This window comes from Sphingomonas cynarae, from assembly GCF_039537815.1.
GTDB lineage: Bacteria > Pseudomonadota > Alphaproteobacteria > Sphingomonadales > Sphingomonadaceae > Sphingomonas > Sphingomonas cynarae.
On record NZ_BAABBF010000001.1, the window covers coordinates 16,671 to 39,179 of the forward strand.

Sequence of the window (22,509 nt, forward strand, 5' to 3'; positions counted from 1 at the left end):
AATAGATATGTCGATCATCATCGCGACGCTGCTCTTGGCGACCGGCAACCCATGTGAAGGTTCGACTACGCCGGAGGTCGAGCAATGCCTCGCTGGGGACCTTGCCCGCGCCGATACCGAGCTCAACCGATATTACGCCACGGCGGTGGCGCGCCTCACTAAGGAACAAGACACGACCGCGCTGGCAAAGCTGCGCGTGTCCGAACGGGCGTGGATCGCCTATCGCGACGCCGAATGCGATGCCGTCTATAAATGGTGGAGCCAGGGCACGATCCGAGGTGCCATGGCGCTCGGCTGTCGGACGAGAATCACCAAAGCGCGCGCGATGGTCATCTGGCAGAACTGGCTTACCTATGCCGACAGCACGCCACCGCTGCTGCCGAAGCCTAAAAGCCCGGATTGATATGGGATCTGCAAAGACGCGGACGTGCGTTCATGGTGGATAGCGGCCCGTCCGCTTTCAGCGGCGAGCTCACGTAAATGGACGTTTGTTTATGGCCCGCTATCGCAGCTCGCGCCCTAATGTCGGTGATTAGACCTATAGCCCGCTCCTGAAAGCTATCGTTCGAATGCTCAAGCCTGCGCAGGCGCACAGCAATCGATGACAGTCCAGCCGCGCCCCGTGAGAATGTCGAGTTCTCCCGCGGCAAAGACATCCTTGCGCATCGCCAAGCATAGGAGATGGGTCGGTCGCGTCATCGCGACATAGTGCAGCCGCAGCCTAGCAAGCATCCGCGAACCTTCGGCGACCATATTGCCTCGGCCATTTAGACGCGACCCGCCCGCCTTCGCGCCAAGGAGCCAGGGTTTAAGCTCGCTCAGGTGATGCGCGAAGTAGAAGCTGTCGAGCACGAGTGTCGCAGTGTGGGTCTCGCCCTTGACCGAATGGATCGATCCCAGCCGAATTCGAACCTGCGGCACGTCCTCTGGATAGGCAAACAGATTGTCGGTTCGGCCGATAGCCGCCGCGCCGGCATGGAGCGCTGGCGCGCCCTGCGGCGATGCGAGGAATGCCGCCGCGTTGCCGAGCGCCTCGGCGCCGCTCAGCTGACGGACGACCGTCTCCGCGTGCGGACGCACCACCGCCTGCCAATCGGCGTCCGCAATCTCGCCACGGCCGGCGAGCATGCGCTCGATCAGGGCTAGATAAGCGGGATAGGCCTCGGTGCCGGTGAGGAGATCGACTACGCGGCGATGCGGCGATTTGCGCGCTATTCGCCCGTGCGTCCCGCCAGCCAGTTCGCTCGCTGCGAGCAGCGCCGATGCCGCAGCATTGACCAATTTGTCGCTGTTGCCGCTGCCTGCCATCGCGAACCGCGCGCGAGCCAGATATTGCGCGAAGCTGGCTGGCGCCGCTTCCTTACGCGCGCAGGCTGGATCATAGGCGGGGGCGTAATGGCCCATCGCGTGCGGTACCCGACCAGCTTCGTCGAGATCGTGCACGCCCGCCACCGCGGTGAACACGCCGCGGTCGAGAACATGAGCGTCGAAGGTCGCGACCAGATGCGCGCCATAGCGGGGCAGCACCGACCGCACACTGGCATCGTCGAACAGAAACAGTGTGGGCGCTTGGTGCGCGGTGCCGTGCTCGGGCGGCGGCCCCGCACCAATCAGATCCTGGGGCGCGACGCCGAGCGCCTTCACCTCATCGGCGAGCGGCTGCGCAAACCGGTAGCTGCGTGGTATTGCTTGGACCGCGGCGCCGGGAAAGGGATCGGTCGCAGCGCCCTCGACGCCTACGCGCGCATAGATCGCCTGGTTCGAGTCGCCGAAGCGCTGCCGGCGTGACGGAGCCTCACCCGCGCAAAAGATGCGGTGCAGGAGGGCAGACTGCTCCTCGCTATTGTCCTGCGCCTCGTCGACGAACACCAACGGGAAGCGCCGCCGTAAGTCCAGCGCGGCCTCGGGCCGCTTGTCGAGCAATTCGTTCGCCCAAACGAACATCTCATCGAAGCAGAAGTATCCCTGTTCGCTGCCCCTGCGGCGCGCTTCGAGGAGCGCCTGGTAGGTCGGCGTCTGCGGCCCGAACTTTCCGGTGCTGCCGCCCGCATAGTCGGGGCGGGTGTAGATCAGGCACCCTTCGCTAAGCCGGGCTTTTTGGATTGCCCAGCGTGTGTTTCCCGGCAGGAGCCCCCAGCGCTTGGCGAGTGCGATTTGCGTATCGATACATCGGACTTCGATACCCTTGGAGCGCAGCCAGGGCAGCGCAAGATACTCGTTTACAAACGCGTGGATCGTGCCGACGAAATGAGGGTAGCGGGTCAGCGAAATTCCCGCAGCCGAATTGCCGAGCTTGGCACCGATCTCGTTGCGCGCCGCATTGGTGTGCGAGAGTACGCAGATACCTTGGTCTCGCTGTGGCCAGCGCCTAGCCAACACGGCGAGCTTGGCGACGAGCAGCGTGGTCTTGCCGCTCCCGGGACAGGCCTCGAAATCGATCGTGTCGAGATTAAGCATGGCCCGGAGCCGGCTGTTGTCATCACCGACCGGCGCAAAGCCGTCCGGTCCCAGTCCCATGAGCGCCGCCGCCCAGGCGACGTCCTGCTCCCGGATGATATCGTTGAACATCGGCTTCAGGCCGCCGCCACCCGTGCCGCGGTGCCGGTCGGCTCGGGCGCTGGGAAGGGCGCGGTGACGTGCGCGATTGCCGCGACGACATAGGGCGGCAGGATCTGCCGCAAGCCTAGGGCGGTAAGCGTTCGAGCTTTCACCTCGTTCTCGAGCAATTCGGCGAGGTACTGGGCGGCAATCGCCTTTGATGCTCTCTCGGCTTCGAACAGCGCATAGATGTGAGAGCTGAGCGTCTCCCGATCATTACCGGCCTCGGCCAAAGCCTGATAAGCCGCATCGGCCGCTGCGATCACCTCGGCCTGTATTGCGCCGCCGGCGTTGAGTGCGTCGTCCGCCAGCGCCAGCGAAGCGGCGCGATAGACCTGCTTCCCGAGCCCGTGGAAGGCGAGGTCGTATTCAAGTGTCCATTCGTCAGAAACGAAGGTTTCGACCCGCTGGCCCGACGCCTTGGCGCGGCGTTCGGTACGGCGCTGGGCAAGTTGCTCGTCGGGAAAATCGGCCTTGATCCGCCATTGCCGCTGCGAGGGCGGTCGTGCCGGCACCGGCTGGCCTGGTTCGAGCTTGCCGACGATCCATGGCGCCATGTCGGGCATCACGTCCATGTCGGTCACGCAGGCGACCGGGATACCGATTTCGCCATCCCTTTCCGGGTTCTCGCGTAGGAAGATGCGCGCATAACGGCCAAGCCCGACGCCACCGACGTTGACCAGCGATACGCCGTACTCGTGAAAATCGCGCCCGAGCAGCTTGGCGACGACCGGCATCAGGATCGTCTCGGCATCGCCTTCGACGATCATCACCGCGCGCGCGAAGAACAGATTCGCCTTGGTCACGTCCAGGAAGCGCTCGAGAAACCGATAGTCGGAGGCGCTGAGCCGAGTCTTGCCGCGGCACAATGGAAATGCCCGCCCGCCGTCGATCAGCGCCAGATTGTCCAGCTGCAGGTCCGAAGCGAGGTTCGGGCTATGCGTCGTGACAATGATCTGAATCTTCTGGCCATCGACGCGGGGCTTGCTTGCCTGGGCCTGCAGGAACGACATGAGACGTAGCTGGCGCTGCGGATGTAGATGCGCCTCAGGCTCCTCGATCAGCAGTAGCGGAAAGCCGTCGCTTTCAGCCGCGAGAAGCAGCAGCTCGCAGGCCATGAACAGCAGATTATTCGACCCGAGGCCGCGGTTGTGTGGGCTGTCCGCATCGGCCGAAGCCGTAAGGGCCAGTTCTAGCTTCTCGAGAAGCTGGCGTAGCCTGAGATTGTCCTCCTGTGCTCCAGCGACGCCGATGCGGGCTAGAAGCAAATCATCAGCAAACGACAAGGGCGCGAGATATTCTTCGTTGAGCCGCTTGCGCGCCTGCTTGATGCCTTCGCTTTCGCCGAACAGGTAACTGGCATAGTCGCCGAGACCGAGCACACTGAGCTCTTTGGGCTCGACCGGCGGGTTGGCGTTACGATCGAAGCCGACGCCGGTGTTCCGAATTTCGGCGGTGTGCTGGAGGATTTGCGACAGCCGCGATCCGCGTCCGGCGCTCATCGCGCGCTCCGCATCGCGTAACGGGCGCAAATAGGTCGCGGTCAAAAGCGAGCGCGCGCCCAGGTCCAATAGGGGACCATCGCCATTGGCGCCGGTGCGCCATTCGGGCGGAAGCACCCGCCGCGAGCTGCCTTCCTTCGTGTTGCGTTTGGCGATCCAAGTGATGATCAGCGCGGTCTCGAGCTGTTCGCCGACGCTCTCATAGTTGAGGAACTCGGCAAAGGCGCCACGGTCGGCAACGGTCAGGCCGCGGAAGGTCAGGCGGATGGCGATCTGGTCGGCGCGTTCCGCACAGGCCGCGCTCTGGTGGAAATCGGCCGGATCGACCCGCAGCATATCTTGGTCGCGCGTACCGAGCACTAGCCGGACCGCATCAATGATCGCGGTCTTGCCCGCGTCATTCTCGCCGACTAGCGCCGTCAGCCCGGGATTGAGCGGAAGATGGAAGGCGCGGTCGGCCGATCCGAACAGACGGAAGTTCTCGATCCTGATCTCAGCAATATACACGCTAGTATCCCTCTAAGAGGGAAACTACCGCCAAGTAGGCAGTTCGCTTCTCGCGATTCTCAACCCGAAGCTGCCAGTCACCTTCCGGCCCATTTCCGGCCGTTCGGCGCACCGGATGCAAGGATGATAGCTCTTGGGCCGACTGCGGACTGGCGGCCTCTGCGTGGTGGAAGGGGGAAAGCCGACCTGCCTTCAACCGACAGCCTAAGCTGCCGCAATTATCTTCGTTCACGCGCGCGGCTTCCCGGCGCGAAGCTTTACGATTAGGTCGACTGGGAAGCTCTTGGTCCTCACCGCCAAGACGCCCTCTTCAAAGGCGTCGTCTGGACTGCGCTGAGCAGCTATGGCGTCATAGAAGCCGATTGCGAAGGCCACGGCGGCCTCATCGTCGATCTCGTCCATCATTCCCACCACGAGGGGGGCGAATGCCTCCTCGATGGCGCTCATGCTGTGGCACGCATTGAGGACAACGCACTGGACGTTCTTTTGTCGTCGGGTCAGCTCGGCCAGCGCTCCATAGCTCAACGTTACTTCGCTACCGGCCTCATCAAGAAGCGAGATGCCGTCGTGATCGGCATGACCGGCGAAGTGAATAATGTCGAACTGCTGATTGAGGAGCGCCCGCCGCAGGTCGTCGATCGTGGCCGCCGTAAGTGGCTCGACATGCACGTTGCCCGGCGTCCGGTTGAAGGCCCCTTTGATCGCACGGATCTCTTTGTCGATCCGTAAGGCCTTACCCGTTTCGCCGTCGGGGTTGGCTGTCACCACGAGTACGCGCTTCTCGAACAGATGCGTCAGTTCGTCCGTGCGGTCGTCCTCGGCGCGGATGCCGCGCTGAACGTCCGTCCGCGCTTCACCCCATGCTCGGCGAAGCAGCATCATCAGCGACGAGGCGTCGCCGTCGCGAGAAGCGGTCCCGCGCTCCGCACGGTCGATTGCTAGCGCCTCGTGGCGCAGCTGTCCGGCAAGACTTGAGTCCGTTTGCTCAAGAGCGTTCGCAAGCCGAAACGCCAGCTGAGTTAGCGCCGCGTTAAGGTCACCGCGATCAAAGGGAAGCCTGCGGGCCACGCGTGGGTCAAAGCCCGAACCTTCAAAGACCGCCTTCGCGGCCGCCTCTCCGTCGCGAGCGAACGCGTCGAACGAAACGATCCGGCGCCCCGTCATGTCGACGTTCAGCTCCTTTGCCATGCGCCCCACGGTCGCCTTGGGAACCGCGGGGCACATGCACGAGCGCGAGCCGCAGTTGATGCACAAACCGGGGTACCGTGCGACATATTCTGCCTGGAGATCGAGGTCCGCATCCTCGTCTAGAGTAAGTGCATATTCATTCGCGATCCCCATTATGTAGGAAAACACGTCGGCGGCCTCACCATAAAAGTAGTGCGGATACCTGTCGTACACCCGTATGGCTTCCGCGAGCTCGCCGAGCTCTTCGAAAAGGGCCACCGAGCTGAACCCGGTCGGAGCGTTAATGGATCGGGGATAAATGTCGGCGAACATGCGCCGCCAGCCATTCAGGTCGACAGGCATCAAGGCGCGGTTTTCGTCAACGAGCCTCAGTACATCGGCATGGGACACCGTAGCCTCCGCCCCCCGGACGAGTTTGCAGCGGGCGTCGTTGTGCGGTTTCTCGCGGCAATAGGGACAGGCGTAGGGGTATTTAAGGAAGACGAGCTCCTCGACGCTCGCGATACCCATCTTTGCGAGGAGCGGGAAATACCAGCCCAGCGCCTTGCAAATTGCCGAGGTCACGTCGACTTTGATGCGCTTCTTCTTACGGTCGAGCTGCGTCAGCATCCCGCAGACCTCGACAAAATGAAGGTACGTCGCCTCCTTACTGCGAATTGCGTTCGCGTCCTGGTAGATGAACGCGGTCATTTTGTAGAGATCGTCTAAGCGCATGACACGAACCTATAATAAATGGCGACCTAAGCTGAGTGTGGTTGGATCCCCATTACAGCGCGCTACAGAGAAGTCGGGTGTAAGACAGCGAGCTCATCGCTTCCGCGCATCACCACTACTCGTGTGACGTGATTGGCGATGTCCGAGACCGCATAGTCCACAGCCAGTTCGACCGCCCGCTCGGTAGCGCGTCTGCGCTCGCGCCAGTATGCATAGGGATAGTCGGTGACGCGGAGGAATGCCCGTTCGTCTCGAGGATGTGGGAAGGGCTTGGTGCAGCCACTGTTAATCGGACACAGCCAAATGCGCTCACGATAAGCGTCTAAAAGCGACTGGGTGTCGATCTCAAGCACGTCGTGCTCGGCATCGCGATATGTTTTAGCGCCCGTCAGCTTGAGCAGCCGCTCGCGCGAGAGCCAAAAGAATACCTTAGAGTTCAGCAGGGAATACCAGTCGCTCGGCTTCAATCTCTCCGGCAGCGCCTTTCTCAGTCCATCGTCGCTCATTGGAATCTGGTCGCGCACAACCGCACCTGGCAGCCCGTCGCTCCTGATGGGCACGCTGGCCGGCCTGTGCCGCCTTTCGATACGTTCGCGGTCGGGTTCCTCGATGTGGTAAAGGTCCAAAAGCGCGGAAGTGCTCAGAAGGCCAAATTGCCGGATCGATGGCCAAGAGCCACGCTCCGCCATGTGATAGAGTTTTGGGCAGTTTGCCACGAGCTCATCTAGTTCAGCGTCTGTCACCAGTTCCTCCTATCAATGACATTACGCCAGTTAAAGTCGGTCGAGAGCATTGAAACGGGCCGCCCAGACACCCGCTCCACCTCCTCCACGAACCTTATGGTCTCAGGCGTCAGCTGGTCGAATCGATAAGCCTCTCGGTTCTCGATGCCGAAGTAGTCGACGAACGTTAGCGCGATGTCCGTCGGCCCGTTGAGCTGAACGGAGTCCTTGAACTGCTCCCAATCGAACTCCGCGATGCGGCGCTCCTTGTTCGTGGTCGTAGTGCGCTCCGCCCTCTTCAGTGGGTCGAGGGGAATGCGGCTGCGTCGATGGATGTCTTCCATGCTTACCTCGAAAGCCATTGGCCCCGACGGCCCGCCGACGCGGATCGGAAATGTCCTGCACACCATGATGACGCGCCGGACGTTCGCGGGTGCGATGCCCGCGTCCGCGAGGCACCCCGCGACAGTGGTGTCACGCGTAGTCACATGCGGATACTGTCCGTGATGAAGACTGAGGGACGTGCCCTGCGTTCCCTCAAGCAGAATGCGACGCCTCTCCACGAATGCGTCTGCGAGAACCTTGCGAGCGCTACCGATGAACGGTCTCAGGTCATCGCAGTCTCGCGCCAGGAAGCGGCGGGCACCTGACTTGTAGTCGGAACGCCCAGTTAGTTTGCGCGCCGACGCAAGTCCCACTCCCTGCGCCGTCGAGCTGATGTTGGCGAACAGCTCACGTTCGCGCTCGAGATCCTCGTCCGTGATGATCATGGCCTGCTCGTCAATGACGAGGCGATCCCGATCAATCTCGTGCTTTGCTATTTCGTCCAGCAGCTTCTTGGGATTGATGACGGCGCCCGGTCCGAGCAGCAACTGCGCCTTCGGTGCCCGACGAGTGCCGGACGGCAGGTGGAAATACTTCTCGGGTTCCGGCTCGGCGAAGACCTGATGCCCTGCGTTCGGACCGCCGACCCGGACGAGGAGATCGTATTCGGGCGCTATGTGGCCAACAATGTTGCCCTTGCCCTCGCTTCCGAACTGACCACCGATCAGAACGTCGACGAGCTTCTCTGCCCCACGCGGATAGAGATCAAGCAGGGCCGTGGCTCGGACAAGGACGCCACCAGCCGAACATCGATCGGTATCCACCACGACATCTGCAACCTTGGCGAGCGACTCGATGTTTCTCTCGGTCCTGCTCTTTCTGAGGGCGTCATACTCGACAGCTGCATCCTCGGCTGCGGAACGCTCGACATAGCGTTGGCGCAGGACCGATTGAGCTGCCGTCAGATGTATGTGGAACACCTCCGGACCGTGAGCACGTCGGATGGCGTCAATCTGCCCGCCGAACCGAACGCAGTCGACGACATATAGCCCGGACGGAGTCGAGTTCCGCTGGGCCGCCTCGATAGCCCGTTGCAGCGCCTCCGAGACCCACTCGCCCCCGGTCTGCCGATCCAGACGGTCGCCCGCCCGCTGAAGCACCTCCCGGCTGCCCTTCGCCTTGGGCACCGTCGTCGCTATGAGATCGCGCGTGCGGACGACGGCTGCGCCGTGTCGGGTCCGAAGCTGGTCCACCAACGCCGACTTGCCGGAACAGACGGCGCCGGACACGAGGACGACTCGGAACGACGACCGGCTTCTCACCCGCCGAAAAGATCTAGTTGCTGCCGCCGCGGTGGCAGATCGTAGACCGTGACCTGGACGCCCTTCCTGACTAGCTCGTCCTCAACGATCTCCTCGACCACGCCCCAGTCCCCTCCGGCGGACCCTGACCCGATCTTGGGCATGTGCACACCCGCTCCCGCATTGAGAGCCGCCGCCGCGACCTCTGCCAATCCTTGCTGGAGCGCGCGATAGCGGATCCTCGGGAACAACGATGCACCGAAGCCTTCCTGAGCGACAATGCTCGCCAGGCGGACGCCGGCATCCAGATCGACGATGATGACCTTCCCGAGCCTATCGCGCGTGGGTACCGGCATCACGGCTTGGCTGAAAGCCTCCTCGGCCGCAGGGTGCAGACGGGCGAAGCGCTTAGCGATCCCGCCGCCCCACTTGATCGCCCGGTCGTTCACCAGCTGGCAGATGATCTTGACACCGTCACCGATCGGCTTCGTCACGTCGCCGTGCACGTATCTGATCGGGGTCTTGGCCTGGTCGATCGACGTGTGACGCACTAAGCCTGCGACACGGGGGTATCGCGCTCCGGGGTAACCGGAGATGCCGACGAACTCTATGCGGGCATCCGCCCCGGTGAACCAGTTCTCGACGGCATGATCTGTGTGGCCGATCGCAGTGCAAGAGTAGGCCGCGCTGGTCGGCGGCAGGACGATGCCTTGCGCGGCCGCACGGGGCGCGAGTGGCGATCCGACCACGTAGTCGATCCGATAGACACGACCGGTTTCCGGGTTGTCCAGCGGAGAGGCGAAGAAGACCGAGACGGGCTCGTCAGTCACTCTGGCGAAGCGGATCAGGAAGGCTTCGGCGGAGACGTCGTAGCGGCGGCGCTCCCTCATTAGTTCTTCGATGGACGCCGTCGTTAGTCCCTGGGGCAAACTTCCGATCGGCATGACGAACTCAGAGGCCGCGATATTGCACAGCATCTCGAGCTGCCAGTCGTCTGAAGAAGGAGTGCCTCCACGGTTCCGCACCTCGTCCGCCCAATCGGGGAACAGCATGTGAGCTACTTCGTGTGCGATCGAGAATCTCACGCGCTCGCGGGCCTGCTGTGGATTGTATTCGACTATCGCGCCGTGAGCCGACGTCAGAAGGCGCGCATCGGCGATGCTCGCATTCGCCGAAGTGGTCGCGCCAAGCATCTCCGCGATCTTAACTGGATTAAAAGGCGGCCCCTCCCATCCATGTTCGCGCGCCCTCAGCACGAGGGATCGCGCCGCCTCTTGAATCGCGGTTACCGGGTCGGCATCAGGCGCAAGCCCCAATGCCGATCTGTTCGTCCATCTGATCCCCGCATTTGTTCCCACTTATGTACGCTACCGATATTCAGCGCGGCCTGCCAGTCGAAAGGAATCGTATCAGAAGTAAGCTGGCCGGGTCATCCCGCGCGAAGGCACACCGACGAGCCGGACGGCCTCAGCATGAGCCACGCCCACATGGCGCCTGCCGCCCCAAGCAAAGCCAGCGTTAAGACGATGCGGAGCACCCATCGGTGTCAGGTGATCCGCTTCTCGAGGTCGGCGAACGTACCGATGAAGTCCTCCCCTGGCGGCGGCATAGTCACTCGCGAGCTTGGCCCTCTACCCTCCATGCGGCGCTGATGAGCATCGGCGAGAATGGACAGTGAAGAGAGACATTCAGTTCGAAGGGGGACCGAACCAGAATCTTCGTAAGCCTTGGGGGGCGGCCTGCTCTCGAATCCTCCGCACCACGGGGCTGCGGTGCTCAAAGCCGCTCAATGTTAGAAAACTGAATATCGGTTTTCGTGTTTAGCCACGGACCCGTCGAACGACAGATCTGGGGCGCATAGCGGCCGCGTGGGGTCGGGATGAACGAGCGTCCGCCTATGGAGAGCCGAAAGGCTGGCCCGAATGACTGAGTCTGGGTCGGCCCGGATAATAGCTGCCAGACTGCATCCGACCCGGAATGCGTCGTTCGCCGATCGCGCTTCGAACGGCAGCTTCCGCCAGAACCAGCCATTCGCTGCCTAGTATCGTCTGGCGGGAATGCGCTCCAATGTAGGTCATTCCCAGTCGAACGTCGTGATTCCCAAAGCGGACGTTCGAAGGATCGTTCAGTCGGGCGCGGCGCCCGCTGATGGTGTGTATCTTCGGTGGCCACTCTTCCCCCTGACTCTTGATGCAGGTCCTTTTCGGATTAGATGCATGAACGCCAGAAATCCGCAGGGGTATGCCTCAAAAGGGCAGATGCTCCATATGGATGCCCCAATAGTCGGCAGGATCGGAGTATTTGTCAATCGTGTCGCTCGAGCAGAATGCGACAAGCCCCGATGGGGGGCGGGCCGGCAGCCTGGCCGTCCACCACACAAACCACCACGGCGCCCGGTGCGCCTTTAGCGGACCCCGCATCGTCATCTCACGGCGGACGCCGAGCAACTCCTTGAGCAGTGCCTTATTGAACGGGCGATGCTTGGCTTCGACGCCGAGCAGGGTTTCGCTCGGCAAGGGGCGGCCACCGGTATTCGGGACGACGAGCACAATGTCGAGCTCATGGCATTTGCCGTAGAGCGGCCCGGGCTGGAGCTTGGCGGCCGGATCGGCGCTAATCGCGACGCACTCGATATCGACCCACAGTTCGCCGACGGTGCGACCGCGATCGTCGATGCGGATGTACGGCCAGCTAGTGCGGTCGATCGGACCGCCTTTCGCTCGGAACACCAAGGACGTGCCGTGCACCAGAGTAAAGGTCAGCGTTGGCCGCATCGCCTTGAGCTTTTCCATCACGGCGACCAGCGCACTGAGCTCGTACGCCTTGTCCTGGAGCGTCGCGCTCGCGAGCAGCTGCCCGGCGGTCAGCCGATCGACGCCGAGATGCGCGCGGAACGCGTCACGCAGCTTCTTTTTCATGCCCGAGGTAGTTGGTTTACGTGTCGCCATTGTCAGCGCCCCTCCGGGGCGTCAGGCTCGTCATCCCAGAAACCGGTGTCTTCGCCGTAGATCTCGCTGAGGAAGCGGGAAACCTGATCGACCATTGCGGTGATGTCGCCCGCGCGCGCATCGATCGGAGCGCGCTGATCATCGAATGAGACGAAAACGCCCTCAACCGGCGTGTCGTTTTCGGTCCGCAACAGGCGGGCAAGCCGTTCGCGGTTCTCGTCGAGTGACCAGCGTGCACCGCTTTTCAGGAAGGTCATGAACTGCCGGGTGTAGATGCGCAGCCGCTCGACGGGCAGGCCGTCGAAGACGACAGCCTCGCCGCCGATGTCAACGGCGACACGCCGGCCGTCCATACCCTCGAAATCATCGAGCGCCAGCGCCATTGCGGCATCCCAATCAGAAAAGCCCGCGCGTACAACAAGCAATCGGAACTCATCGAGCATGTCCCGCCATTCGTCGTGAGAAAAATCCTGCGTATCCATGAGCCCTTTTAGCTGGCTCGGCGCGCATAACCTATCTCCTACCGATTGTGTCTCGGCTTCGGACAAGAATGAGTGTCGCGCGCATAGCCGTGCCCGTGACGCCAGGTGTCGGCCCGATCCACTTCAAAATGGGTAGAGTCGCACGAGCAGAATAGCTTCGCCCACGCATCTACTCGCTGATGGGCATTACCTATTGCGTAATGAACGCTCAGGGATTACCTGATAGGTAACGATGGGCAGGGTGGATGGAACTCGAATTCGCCTCAGACGCGCTGCGCAAGCGGCTCGAAGACGATAAGGCGATGCTCAAGGCCTATGGGGAGCGAGCAAAGCCGTTGCGTCTGCGTCTCACGCTTCTGCGGCAGGCAGCGTGCCTGGCGGACGTGCCCCACACGCCGCCGCCACGCCGCCACAAGCTGTCGGGTACCCGCGAAGGCCAGTTCGCGGTCGACCTGAAACACCCCTGGCGCCTCATCTTCGAGCCGGCAAACGATCCGTTGCCGCGCCTGGACGACGGGAGCCTCGACCTGGCCGCGGTCACGAAGGTGAAAATCCTCGACGTGACCGACTATCACTGAGGATATTCGACGTGGCGCAGGACACACATTTTCAGCCCGATTGGGCGGTACATCCCGGCGAGATGCTGGAGGAATATCTGGAGACGCTCGGCTTGTCTCAGGCCGAATTTGCGCGCCGAGCCGACCTCACTCCCAAGCTTGTCAACACTATCATCAAGGGCCACAATCCGGTTGAGGCCGACACGGCGGTCGCGCTCGAACGCGTGACCGGCACCAAAGCCTATATCTGGACCGGTGTGCAAAAAGAGTGGGAGCTGTTCCGCTCGCGCGTCGCCGAGCGCAGCCAGCGCGATACGGCGGCGGTGCGGACCTGGCTGGCAAACTTTCCGGTGAAAGAACTGCAGCAGCGCGGCGTGCTGCCATCGTCGAGTGACCTGCACGCCGTGCGCGAAGGGCTATTATCGTTCTTCGGCGTTGCCAATGAACATGCGTTTGCCGGGCTCAATCAACGATGTGCGGTCCGCTACCGGGCTTCCAAAACCTATCCAAGCTCGCCGGAATGCGTCCATGTCTGGCTACAGCTGGCGACGAGGTCCGCCGAAAAGATGGAGGTAGCCGAGTTCAGCGATGCGCGTCTGTTGGAAGCGCTTGCCGAGATCAGGCCGTTGACCAACCTGCCACCTGAGGATTTTCAGCCAAGGGTAACGGCGCTATGCGCAGCGGCAGGGGTCGCGATCGTGCCTGTTCCACCGCTCAAGAAGACCAAACTCAATGGCGCCGCCTTCTGGTATGCCAGGAACAAGGCGGCGGTCGTCCTGTCTCTTCGCCACAAAACCAATGACCATTTCTGGTTCACGCTTTTTCACGAGCTTGGACATCTATGCCTTCACGGCCGCGATACCGCCTATGTCGATGACGAGCGGCCGGAAAGCGATGCTGAAGAAGCTGAGGCAGATGCCTGGGCGGAGGAGAAACTGGTCGGTCAGGCGAGATTGCGCGTCTTCATGGCCGGGCAACCTAGGGCGAAGTCCGACGTGCGTGATTTTGCCGCCTCGGTCGGAATCCATCCCGGCATCATCGTTGGTATGCTCCAGCATCACCGGGTACTCCCTTGGACGCACATGAATGATCTCAAGGATCATTTTGTCTTTGCAGGCGATGCGTAAGGAGGGGAAGAAGGCGATGCTTTTCACCGTTCGAGTGATCGGCTGCTGCCGCTTCGTGACGTTGTGGCGCGCCTGCCGCATAACGTGGTGCACGAACTTTAGGGGAGGTAACTGTGGGCCGGATTTCCATCGAGATTGAAAAGACGCAAGCTGACGAGGTTCAGGCGAATGCCGCTAGCGAAGGCGTCGACGCGGAGATCATCGAGATAAAGCGGTTCGATGGTGGGGCCGCTATCGTAGCGGTCGTGTTACCGCTTTTGACAGCGACCCTACCGTTCATCACGAAGATGGTGCTCGAGCAGATCCGGTCCAAACGCCACGTTGTGGTGAAGGTCGATGGCATCGAATTGCGCGGGCTTGATGCCGACAGTGCATCGAAGATCTTGGCGCAGGCGCTCGAGGCGAGAAATTAGCGATGGGACCAGCGGCTGCCTATCTCGCCGCGACGCGGCGAGAGATGCCGGCTTTTCTTGCTCGTGATCACTACCGCTCGATCTTCGATGGGCTGCAGACGAGCCTGAGTAGCTACGGAGCAACGCCCGAGTTTGACCTGACCTACAGTGCCGAGCGTACTTGCGAGACGATCCGCACTGGGGAACGCCAGATCGTCATCTACGACCAGTATCTCGGCCAGACGTTCAACCAGCTCAATCGACTGCATTTCAACACCACCGATCCGCGTGAAGCGCGGGTCTATGCTTATAAGATCGCGGCTGAATTCGCGCAGATCGACGGGCAGCCCCGATTGGGGGCAGTGCTTGCGATGGCGCATGTCGCCAGTCGCGACGGCACCATCGGTCATCGCAAGGACACCGATGTCGCGCATCGGATGCGAATCACGGCGCTCCAAGAAGCCTATGTGATGGCGCATGAAGCCTTTCATACCATTGTCGAGCGCCAGGTGGCATGGCGCGAGCAGATGCTTCGCGATGCGCGGGCGGACTTCCTCAAGAATTTCTATCTGAGCGCGATCATCCGGCTCGAGGAAGCCAACCATCCAGACCTCGACACGATCGCACCGATGTATCTGAAGCAAATGGAGTTGTTTGGTTCAGACGATGCGCTCGTCGAAGAATGCCTGTGCGACACTTTGTCAATGTCGGTGATCTGCCCTCATCCCGACCGCAACCCAAGCATCGGCCAAGTAGAAGAGGCGCGCGACGCAATCTTCTTTGCGCTGCGCCATCTCCGCCTGCTCGCATTGGTCCGTCACGCTGTCCACGAGCGACGCCCCGGGTTCGTCGCGAACGATGCTTGGCTCGATCCGTATCTTGTGCGTACCCAGTTCCTGCAGTGGGCGCTCGGTCAATTCCCGCCGCTTCTTGCCCTGCGTACCCCTGAAATAGTGACGCGATTCGAACTGACCCAAGAACGATATTCGAAGTTCGTCGAAGATCCGATCTTGTTCGAATTGCCGACTGCGATCGCTGAATATGCGAACAAGGTCTATCCCGAAGCTCATGAGCGCGAGCTCGGCGACGCGCTAACGGACACACTTCTGCAACACCCTGAGCAGGCGCAGCGAATGTCGCAACTTGGGGAAAAGTTTTTCATTACCGACCCGGAGTTAATGAGCCAGGAATTCTACGATACGCGCTTGCGCGCGCTGCAGGCGCGGATGTACGAAGAAAAGGACGCTAAGTCTACCGCCGATCGAGCTTCTCGTCCGTTATAGTGACGGCAGCAGGCGCAGCCGGGTGTACCCCGAGCTATCCGCCAGTAGCGCCTGCGAATGCGATCGGTGCCGAACCGGCGTCCCTGCGTCCCTGCACTTAACGGCCTCTTCCTCCTCGGGCCATCGGACTATGCAAATTACGTCGCGAGGGTGAGTCTGATGCAGCTCCGCGACAAGTCCAGCAGTGCCAGCGTCGATCCGAACGCCCCCGTGATTAACTTCGGTGAGGCAATCTGATCTGCTGCGCCCGAGACCTGCCCGACAGCTTACGGCCTAATCTCCGCCTCTCTGCCGTGCCGGTCGGACGAGCGCCGGACGTCGGCTTCTGGACAGGCCTGTCGTTCGGCACATCGCCACGGAACGGCCGAAAAGTCCCCAATATCGGCCGTTCCGAGCGGCTAACTAGGCTCGCCGAAGCGGTCGGTCCGCTTACATGAACGAGCGACAGGTTTCGGGCAGCGGAAAGGACTGTGTGAACGTCCACTTCTGGGTCCTTGCTGCCACGGATCTGCTGCATGGCGTCAATGGCGCCTTTCGGCAGAGTAGCGCGTCTCGGGAGTCTAGATGACGCGCATCGAGGGGGTGCCGCATGCGCGCCGACTGATCACGCGGCGTCGAACGCCGTGAGTATCGGACAGGGTCCCGCGCTGCCGCTGCCGCATTTATGAGCGAGGCGCCGAAGCGCAGCCCGGGCTCGATCCAGTTCGGCGATCTTCTCGTCCAGCGCTCTCAGCCGCTCGCCGGCAAGTTCGCGCGCTCGTGCCCGATCGTCCGTGGCGTCGAGCGCCAGAAGCTCGCCGATCTGGTCCAGCGTGAAGCCTGCCGCCTTTGCCGACCGGATGAAGCGCAGCTGCCGCACATCATCGTGGCCATACCGTCGGATTCCGCCTGCTGCCCCGGCACCCTGTGGTCTATCCGGCGTGTCGATTAGGCCGCGACGCTGGTAGAAGCGGATCGTCTCCACGCCGACACCGCCTTCCGCTGCGAGTTTCGCGATCGTCATGTCTGCCACGTCTTGACTCCGGACCATGGTACGGACCCCATATGGGACCCGATCGAGGATCGGAGAAGACGAGATGGCGACGAAGAAGGCGGTGCTCCACCGCATGGTGATGCCCACCCACACGTGCCCGTTCGGGCTGAAGGCGAAGGACTTGCTCCAGCGGCAGGGCTACGAGGTCGAGGACCATTGGCTGCGTACGCACGAAGAAACCAACGCGTTCAAGGCGGAGCATGGCGTGAAGACCACGCCGCAGACCTTCATCGGCGGCGAGCGGATCGGCGGCTACGACGACCTGCGTCGCTTCTTCGGCAAGTCCGTGCCCGGCTCCAAGGCCGTGACCTACCGCCCCGTGATCGTGGTCTTCGCGATGACGGCGCTGATGGCGCTCGCCGCCAGCCTGGCCGCCTTCGGCACGCCGCTAACCGTGCGCGCAGGCGAGTGGTTCATCGCGTTCTCAATGTGCGTGCTGGCGCTGTTGAAGCTCCAGAACGTCGAGAGGTTCGCGACAATGTTTCTCAACTACGACCTGCTGGCCAAGCGCTGGGTGCCGTATTCCTACGTCTATCCCTACGCCGAGGGGCTGGCGGGAGTGCTGATGGCGGCTGGCGTGCTGACTTGGCTGTCTGTTCCGATCGCGCTGGTGATCGGGGCGATCGGTGCGGCGTCGGTGATCAAGGCCGTCTACGTGGACAGGCGCGAACTGAAATGCGCCTGCGTCGGCGGTGACAGCAACGTACCGCTCGGGTTCCTGTCTCTCACGGAGAACGTGATGATGGTCGCGATGGCACTGTGGATGATCGCGGCACCGATGCTCTCGGCGGGGCATTGAACAGCGGCGTGTCGCACTGGCGTGCCTTCTGCGTTCGTCCTACAAGCGCATCATGAGCTTCGCCCGCATCTTCCGCGCCATCGCGCTGTCAGTGCTGGCGATGATGCTCGTGCTGCGTGTCGGCCCGGTTTGCGAAGCAGCTGCGAATGCAGCAGCGCCACCTGCCGTCGTGCATGATGCCATGATTGGATGCGAACTGCCTTCGGGCAAGCCGGCTGGGAAGTCTCCGGCCGCCGCGTGTGCGAGTGCATGTGTGGCGACCGATCCGCAGCGGATCGGCGACGCGACCCGCCCGATGCTTGCAGCGGTCCCTCCGATCGCCTCTGTCCGCCCCGACCTGGAGGGCCGCACCGGTGGCCCCGCACCGCCTCCTCCGCGAACCGCGCGATCGAACGACCATCTGAAGATCACGTGATTCGAGGAATGCACACATGAAGACGATCAGGTTCATCGGCGCGGCTGTCGCGCTCGCGCTCGTTCCCGCCACCGCGTTCGCGGCGGCCGACTGCTGCGCCGACAAGACGTGCTGCAAGGACAACGCCGACTGCTGCAAGGACGGCAAGGCCGATTGCTGCAAGGACATGAAGAAGGGCGGCGATCACGCCGGCCACGATATGTCCGGCATGAAGATGCCTACGAAGTGAAGCTGCCGGCGGGGGCCTGCGCCCCCGCCGCTCAGTCCTGACCGTCGGGGACGGCGCCGCCGTTGGTCCGCCATGGCCGGTTCCGCCCCGGCAGTCTCAGACGAAGCGTAGCCGCCCGTCCGCGGATGCCGTCGACGGTCCGGTTCATCGCCCGTGCGATATCGCCGATCTGCTGACGTGCGGCGATGCGTAGACGCAGATCGTCGTCGTCCTCGTCCGACCATCGCCGGGGTGGCCTTCGTGCCGGCGGCGCACCGTCAGGCATGGACCTCGTGCCCGTCTCCGCATGGTTCGCCCGGTGCTTCGGTCTGCACGGTGACGTGCGAGATGTCGAAGCGCTGGTCCAGCATGGCCGCGAGGCCGAGGCGGACGGGGGCCGGATCGCAGCCCTGTCCCAGCGTCACGTGCACGGTGCAGCTGACGTCGTCGTTCGACATCGACCAGACGTGGAGGTCGTGGAGCCCGGCGACGCCCGGCACGGCTGCGATGGCGGCGCGGACCTCGGTTAGCCGCAGGCTGGATGGAACACCCTCGAGCAGCACGTTGGTGGTGTCGCGAAGCAGGATCCACGTGCGCGGCAGCACCCACAGACCGATCGCCACCGCAACCACCGGATCGATCCAGGTCCAGCCGGTGAAGCGGATCGCCGCGGCGCCCGCGATGACGCCGATCGAGCCGACCATGTCGGCCCACACCTCGAGGTAGGCTCCCTTGACGTTGAAGCTCGCATCCTTGCCCGCGGTCAGCAGCCGCATGGATATGAGGTTCACGACCAGGCCGATCGCCGCGACGATCATCATGCCCCAGGACTGGATCTCCTGCGGCTCGGTGAACCGCCTGATCGCCTCCACGAAGACGTAGATCGCGATACCGAAAAGCAGCACCGCGTTGAAGGCGGCGGCGAGGATCTCGAAGCGTCGGTAGCCGAACGTCCGCTTCTCGTCCGGGGCCTTGCGTCCCAGCCGGATTGCCAACAGCGCAATCACCAGCGCCGCAACGTCGGTCATCATGTGGGCGGCGTCGGACAGCAGGGCAAGGCTGTTGAAGACGATGCCGCCGATCACCTCCGCCACGAGATAGGCGGAGGTCAGGGCGAGCGCCCAGCCGAGCATCTTGGCGTTAGCGCCTGCCGTGTGGTCGTGCGAGTGCCCGGCCGAGCCGTGGTCATGAGCCATGGTGCGCCTCCTCATGTGGGGCTGCGGGTGTGGTGTCGGCGGGTCGCCACCCGCCGAAGCGGGCGTAGAGCGTCGGCAGGACGAACAGGGTCAGCAGCGTCGCCGAGACGAGGCCGCCGATGACAACCGTCGCCAGCGGCTTCTGCACCTCCGCGCCTGCACCGTGGCCGAGCGCCATCGGCACGAAGCCGAGGCTGGCCACGAGCGCCGTCATCGCGACCGGCCGCAGGCGTGCGAGCGCGCCGTCATGGGCGGCCTGCACCCGGTCGATGCCGCGCGCCATGAGGTCGTGAATCGACGACACCATGACCAGCCCGTTGAGCACTGCGATACCCGACAACGCGATGAAGCCGACGGCGGCGGACACGGAGAACGGCATTCCCCGGAGGACCAGCGCCAGCACGCCACCGACGAGGGCCAGCGGCACGCCTGTGAAGACGATCACTGCGTCGCGCACCGAGCCGAGCGCCCCGTAGAGCAGCAGCATGATGACTGCGAAGCAGACGGGCACGACGAGCAGCAGCCGATCACGCGCCGAGGCGAGGTTCTCGAACTGCCCGCCCCATTCGACGTACGTCCCCGGCGGCACCTTCACCTGCGCGTCGATCGCGGCGCGGGCATCCGCCACCACGCCCGCCACGTCGCGGTCGCGGACGTTCGCCTGCACCACGACGCGGCGCTTGCCGTTCTCACGGCTGATCTGGTTCGGCCCGTCGACGACCGCGATGTCGGCCACCGTGGACAGCGGCACGAAGCCGCCGGCGGACGTCGGCACCGGCACCTGCGCCACTTCGGTCAGGTCCGACCGCGATGCTTCGGACAGGCGGATCACCACCGGGAAGCGGCGATCGCCTTCGAAGATCACGCCCGCCTCGCGACCACCGATCGCAGCGGCGACGGTGTCCTGCACGTCGCCGGCCGTGACGCCGATCCGAGACATCGCCATGCGGTTGGGGCGGATGTCGAGCATCGGCAGTCCTTCGGTCTGCTCGACCCGCACGTCCACGGCGCCGCGCGTCTTGCGCAGGATGTCGGCAATGCGGCCGGCAGCGTCGTTCATGCCGCCGAAGTCGTCGCCGAACACCTTCACCGCGATGTCGCCGCGGACGCCTGCGATCAGCTCGTTAAAGCGCATCTGGATCGGCTGGGTGATCTCGTAGGCGTTGCCGGGCAGCGTCGAGAGCCTCTTTTCCATCCGCTCCACCAGTTCCTCTTTGGCGAGGCCGGGGTCGGGCCATTCGGCGCGCGGCTTTAGGATGACGAAGGTGTCGGTGGCATTGGGCGGCATCGGGTCCGATGCGATCTCCGAGGTTCCCGTGCGCGAGAAGGCGAAGCGGACCTCGGGCTGACGCGCCAGCATCTTCTCGACCTGGAACTGCATCGTCTGGCTTTGGTCGACCGAGGTGCCGGGGATGCGGACCGCCTGCACAAGGATGTTGCCCTCGTCGAGCTGCGGCAGGAACTCCTGTCCGAGCGTCGTGAACGCGACACCGGCGAGTGCCAGCGCACCCATCGCGACGCCCAGCGTGACGCTCGGCCGCCCCATCGCCTTGCCGAGACCCGGCTCGTAGCGGCGACGCAGCCAGCCGACGATCCGGCTCTCCTTCTCGTCGACCGGTCGGCTGAGCCAGATGGCGATGGCAGCGGGCACGAAGGTCATCGACAGGATGAAGGCGAAGACGAGCGCGATGATGACCGTCAGCGCCATCGGCTCGAACATCTTGCCCTCCACACCGGTGAAGGTGAGCAACGGTGCGTAGACAAGGATGATGATCGCCTGACCGTAGACGGACGGGCGGATCATCTCACGGGCCGATGCCGCAACCAGATCGAGGCGTTGCCGGAGCGGCAGCGGCTCGGCTCGGCCGTGCTGCGCGTCGCCAAGCCGCCGCAGCGCGTTCTCGACGATGATGACGGCGCCGTCGACGATCAACCCAAAGTCGAGCGCGCCGAGGCTCATCAGATTGGCCGAGACGCCTGCGCGGAGCATGCCGACGCTGGTCAGCAGCATCGTGATCGGAATGACCAGCGCCGCGACCAGCGCCGCGCGGAAGTTGCCGAGCAGCGCGAACAGCACGATGATCACAAGCAGCGCTCCCTCCGCGAGGTTGCGGGCGACGGTGGCGATGGTCGAGTTGACCAGCTCGGTGCGGTTGAGCACCGGCTTGACCACGACGTCGACGGGCAGCGCGCGGCCGATCTCCTTCAACCGTTCGCCGACGCCGGTGGACACGGTGCGGCTGTTCTCGCCGATCCGCATGACGGCGGTGCCGACGACGACCTCGTGGCCGTTCTCGGAGGCGGAACCCATGCGCAGCGCCTGCCCGGTGCGGACGTTGGCGATCTGGCTCAGCAGGATGGGCACGCTCTCGCGTGTGGCGATCACGGTCCGCGCCAGTTCGTCGGCGTTGCGCACGCGTCCATCCGCGCGGACTGCGAGGCCTTCGCCGTTGCGGTTGACGACGCCAGCCCCGGCGCTGGTGTTGTTGCGCTCGAGCGCTGTCGCGAGATCCTGAAGCGTGATCTTCATCGCCGCCATGCGCTGGATGTCGGGGACGACCAGATACTGCTTGGTGTAGCCGCCCAGACTGTCGACGCCGGCGAGGCCGGCGCTGCTCTTCAGCTGCGGCGTGACGATCCAGTCCTGAACGGTGCGCAGGTAGGTCGCCTTGTCGGCGGCATCGACGAGGTGCTCGCCCTCCGGCGTGATGTAGCTGCCATCCTTCTGCAGGCCGGGCTCGCCGTTGCGGTGGTTGACCTGGTCGAGCTCGCGATACTCGACTGTCCACATGAAGATGTCGCCGAGGCCGGTGGCGATCGGCCCCATCTCCGGGTTCACACCTTCGGGCAGGCTCTCCTCCGCCGTGCGAAGCCGTTCGGCGACCTGCGCCCGCGCGAAGTAGATGTCGGTCTTCTCGTCGAACACCGCAGTGACCTGGGCGAAGCCGTTGCGGCTGAGCGACCGGGTGTATTCGAGGCCGGGGATGCCGGCGAGCGCGGTTTCGACGGTGAAGGCGACCTGTTTCTCGATCTGGTCGGGCGACAGTGCAGGCGCGACGACGTTGATCTGCACCTGGTTGTTGGTGATGTCGGGAACGGCGTCGATCGGCAGCCGCTGGATGGCAAGCACCCCAGCGAGTGCCGCGGCGACGGTCAGCAGCAGGACGAGCCAGCGCTTCTCGACGGCGAAGGTGACGATGCGGGCGAGCATGG

At 63.4% G+C, this 22,509-nt stretch carries 19 protein-coding genes; 8 read left to right on the top strand and 11 right to left on the bottom strand.

The annotated features are described in order from the left end of the window. Positions 1-7 precede the first annotated feature (7 nt). Complete coding sequence (locus tag ABD719_RS00055; protein ID WP_344691066.1) at positions 8-403, top strand: lysozyme inhibitor LprI family protein; 396 nt, start codon at positions 8-10, stop codon at positions 401-403. Positions 404-573: 170 nt separating this feature from the next. On the opposite strand, the gene ABD719_RS00060 is transcribed toward ABD719_RS00055, so the two are convergent. The 8 genes from ABD719_RS00060 to ABD719_RS00095 all read right to left on the bottom strand — a co-directional run bounded on the left by ABD719_RS00060 (position 574) and on the right by ABD719_RS00095 (position 12,286). Next, the gene (locus ABD719_RS00060) at positions 574-2,568 is read right to left on the bottom strand and encodes a UvrD-helicase domain-containing protein (protein ID WP_344691068.1); all 1,995 of its coding nucleotides are present in this window, start codon (positions 2,566-2,568) and stop codon (positions 574-576) included. Positions 2,569-2,573: 5 nt separating this feature from the next. Beyond that, positions 2,574-4,607, bottom strand: coding sequence for an ATP-dependent nuclease (locus ABD719_RS00065; RefSeq protein WP_344691070.1), 2,034 nt, complete (start codon positions 4,605-4,607; stop codon positions 2,574-2,576). A 228-nt stretch (positions 4,608-4,835) separates the two neighbouring features. Next, positions 4,836-6,485: a CHAT domain-containing protein gene (locus tag ABD719_RS00070; RefSeq protein ID WP_344691072.1), complete on the bottom strand. Its 1,650-nt coding sequence runs from the start codon at positions 6,483-6,485 to the stop codon at positions 4,836-4,838. Positions 6,486-6,571: 86 nt separating this feature from the next. Further along, positions 6,572-7,252 (bottom strand): DUF7002 family protein, encoded by a 681-nt coding sequence (locus ABD719_RS00075; protein ID WP_344691074.1) that lies wholly within the window; start codon positions 7,250-7,252, stop codon positions 6,572-6,574. Beyond that, positions 7,249-8,808 (bottom strand): adenylosuccinate synthetase, encoded by a 1,560-nt coding sequence (locus ABD719_RS00080; protein ID WP_344691075.1) that lies wholly within the window; start codon positions 8,806-8,808, stop codon positions 7,249-7,251. Before ABD719_RS00080 ends, ABD719_RS00075 begins: the two co-directional genes overlap by 4 nt. A 65-nt stretch (positions 8,809-8,873) precedes the next feature. Then, the gene (locus ABD719_RS00085) at positions 8,874-10,049 is read right to left on the bottom strand and encodes an ImmA/IrrE family metallo-endopeptidase (protein ID WP_344691077.1); all 1,176 of its coding nucleotides are present in this window, start codon (positions 10,047-10,049) and stop codon (positions 8,874-8,876) included. Between the two features lie 1,053 nt (positions 10,050-11,102). Next, entirely contained in the window at positions 11,103-11,774 is a 672-nt protein-coding gene (locus ABD719_RS00090; RefSeq protein ID WP_344691079.1) for a hypothetical protein, read from the bottom strand. 32 nt (positions 11,775-11,806) lie between these two features. Then, complete coding sequence (locus ABD719_RS00095) at positions 11,807-12,286, bottom strand: hypothetical protein (protein WP_344691081.1); 480 nt, start codon at positions 12,284-12,286, stop codon at positions 11,807-11,809. 245 nt (positions 12,287-12,531) lie between these two features. Between ABD719_RS00095 and ABD719_RS00100 the strand changes: the two genes are divergently transcribed. The 4 genes from ABD719_RS00100 (at position 12,532) to ABD719_RS00115 (ending at position 15,645) form a co-directional block, all read left to right on the top strand. Next, on the top strand, positions 12,532-12,864 hold the full coding sequence (locus ABD719_RS00100; protein ID WP_344691083.1) for a killer suppression protein HigA: 333 nt from the start codon (positions 12,532-12,534) through the stop codon (positions 12,862-12,864). Between the two features lie 11 nt (positions 12,865-12,875). Further along, the gene (locus ABD719_RS00105; RefSeq protein ID WP_344691085.1) at positions 12,876-13,970 is read left to right on the top strand and encodes a HigA family addiction module antitoxin; all 1,095 of its coding nucleotides are present in this window, start codon (positions 12,876-12,878) and stop codon (positions 13,968-13,970) included. A 113-nt stretch (positions 13,971-14,083) separates the two neighbouring features. After that, a complete protein-coding gene (locus tag ABD719_RS00110; RefSeq protein ID WP_344691087.1) occupies positions 14,084-14,383 on the top strand; it encodes a hypothetical protein in 300 nt (99 codons plus the stop codon). Positions 14,384-14,385: 2 nt separating this feature from the next. After that, the gene (locus tag ABD719_RS00115; RefSeq protein ID WP_344691088.1) at positions 14,386-15,645 is read left to right on the top strand and encodes a hypothetical protein; all 1,260 of its coding nucleotides are present in this window, start codon (positions 14,386-14,388) and stop codon (positions 15,643-15,645) included. Between the two features lie 604 nt (positions 15,646-16,249). On the opposite strand, the gene ABD719_RS00120 is transcribed toward ABD719_RS00115, so the two are convergent. Then, complete coding sequence (locus tag ABD719_RS00120; protein ID WP_344691089.1) at positions 16,250-16,648, bottom strand: MerR family DNA-binding protein; 399 nt, start codon at positions 16,646-16,648, stop codon at positions 16,250-16,252. Positions 16,649-16,721: 73 nt separating this feature from the next. On the opposite strand from ABD719_RS00120, the gene ABD719_RS00125 reads away from it, so the two are divergent. From ABD719_RS00125 to ABD719_RS00135, 3 genes are read left to right on the top strand one after another with little or no spacing between them, the layout of a single operon-like run. After that, positions 16,722-17,477, top strand: coding sequence for a MauE/DoxX family redox-associated membrane protein (locus ABD719_RS00125; RefSeq protein WP_344691091.1), 756 nt, complete (start codon positions 16,722-16,724; stop codon positions 17,475-17,477). 52 nt (positions 17,478-17,529) lie between these two features. Next, entirely contained in the window at positions 17,530-17,892 is a 363-nt protein-coding gene (locus ABD719_RS00130; RefSeq protein WP_344691093.1) for a hypothetical protein, read from the top strand. A gap of 16 nt (positions 17,893-17,908) precedes the next feature. After that, positions 17,909-18,121 (top strand): hypothetical protein, encoded by a 213-nt coding sequence (locus tag ABD719_RS00135; RefSeq protein ID WP_344691095.1) that lies wholly within the window; start codon positions 17,909-17,911, stop codon positions 18,119-18,121. 257 nt (positions 18,122-18,378) lie between these two features. On the opposite strand, the gene ABD719_RS00140 is transcribed toward ABD719_RS00135, so the two are convergent. Together ABD719_RS00140 and ABD719_RS00145 are read right to left on the bottom strand one after the other, a co-directional pair. Then, positions 18,379-19,296: a cation diffusion facilitator family transporter gene (locus ABD719_RS00140; protein ID WP_344691097.1), complete on the bottom strand. Its 918-nt coding sequence runs from the start codon at positions 19,294-19,296 to the stop codon at positions 18,379-18,381. Further along, positions 19,286-22,507, bottom strand: coding sequence for an efflux RND transporter permease subunit (locus ABD719_RS00145; protein ID WP_344691099.1), 3,222 nt, complete (start codon positions 22,505-22,507; stop codon positions 19,286-19,288). The genes ABD719_RS00140 and ABD719_RS00145 overlap by 11 nt, the downstream gene beginning before the upstream one ends. Between the last annotated feature and the right edge of the window lie 2 nt (positions 22,508-22,509).

Bases quoted from the DNA above. Each gene is read 5' to 3' on its own strand.
- ABD719_RS00120 (WP_344691089.1), bottom strand. From the start codon at position 16,648: ATGACGATCGCGAAACTCGCAGCGGAAGGCGGTGTCGGCGTGGAGACG.
- ABD719_RS00140 (WP_344691097.1), bottom strand. From the start codon at position 19,296: ATGGCTCATGACCACGGCTCGGCCGGGCACTCGCACGACCACACGGCA.
- ABD719_RS00115 (WP_344691088.1), top strand. From the start codon at position 14,386: ATGGGACCAGCGGCTGCCTATCTCGCCGCGACGCGGCGAGAGATGCCG.
- ABD719_RS00145 (WP_344691099.1), bottom strand. From the start codon at position 22,507: ATGCTCGCCCGCATCGTCACCTTCGCCGTCGAGAAGCGCTGGCTCGTC.
- ABD719_RS00125 (WP_344691091.1), top strand. From the start codon at position 16,722: ATGGCGACGAAGAAGGCGGTGCTCCACCGCATGGTGATGCCCACCCAC.
- ABD719_RS00070 (WP_344691072.1), bottom strand. From the start codon at position 6,485: ATGACCGCGTTCATCTACCAGGACGCGAACGCAATTCGCAGTAAGGAG.
- ABD719_RS00055 (WP_344691066.1), top strand. From the start codon at position 8: ATGTCGATCATCATCGCGACGCTGCTCTTGGCGACCGGCAACCCATGT.
- ABD719_RS00085 (WP_344691077.1), bottom strand. From the start codon at position 10,049: ATGCTTGGCGCGACCACTTCGGCGAATGCGAGCATCGCCGATGCGCGC.
- ABD719_RS00060 (WP_344691068.1), bottom strand. From the start codon at position 2,568: ATGTTCAACGATATCATCCGGGAGCAGGACGTCGCCTGGGCGGCGGCG.
- ABD719_RS00135 (WP_344691095.1), top strand. From the start codon at position 17,909: ATGAAGACGATCAGGTTCATCGGCGCGGCTGTCGCGCTCGCGCTCGTT.
- ABD719_RS00130 (WP_344691093.1), top strand. From the start codon at position 17,530: ATGAGCTTCGCCCGCATCTTCCGCGCCATCGCGCTGTCAGTGCTGGCG.
- ABD719_RS00100 (WP_344691083.1), top strand. From the start codon at position 12,532: ATGGAACTCGAATTCGCCTCAGACGCGCTGCGCAAGCGGCTCGAAGAC.
- ABD719_RS00090 (WP_344691079.1), bottom strand. From the start codon at position 11,774: ATGAAAAAGAAGCTGCGTGACGCGTTCCGCGCGCATCTCGGCGTCGAT.
- ABD719_RS00095 (WP_344691081.1), bottom strand. From the start codon at position 12,286: ATGGATACGCAGGATTTTTCTCACGACGAATGGCGGGACATGCTCGAT.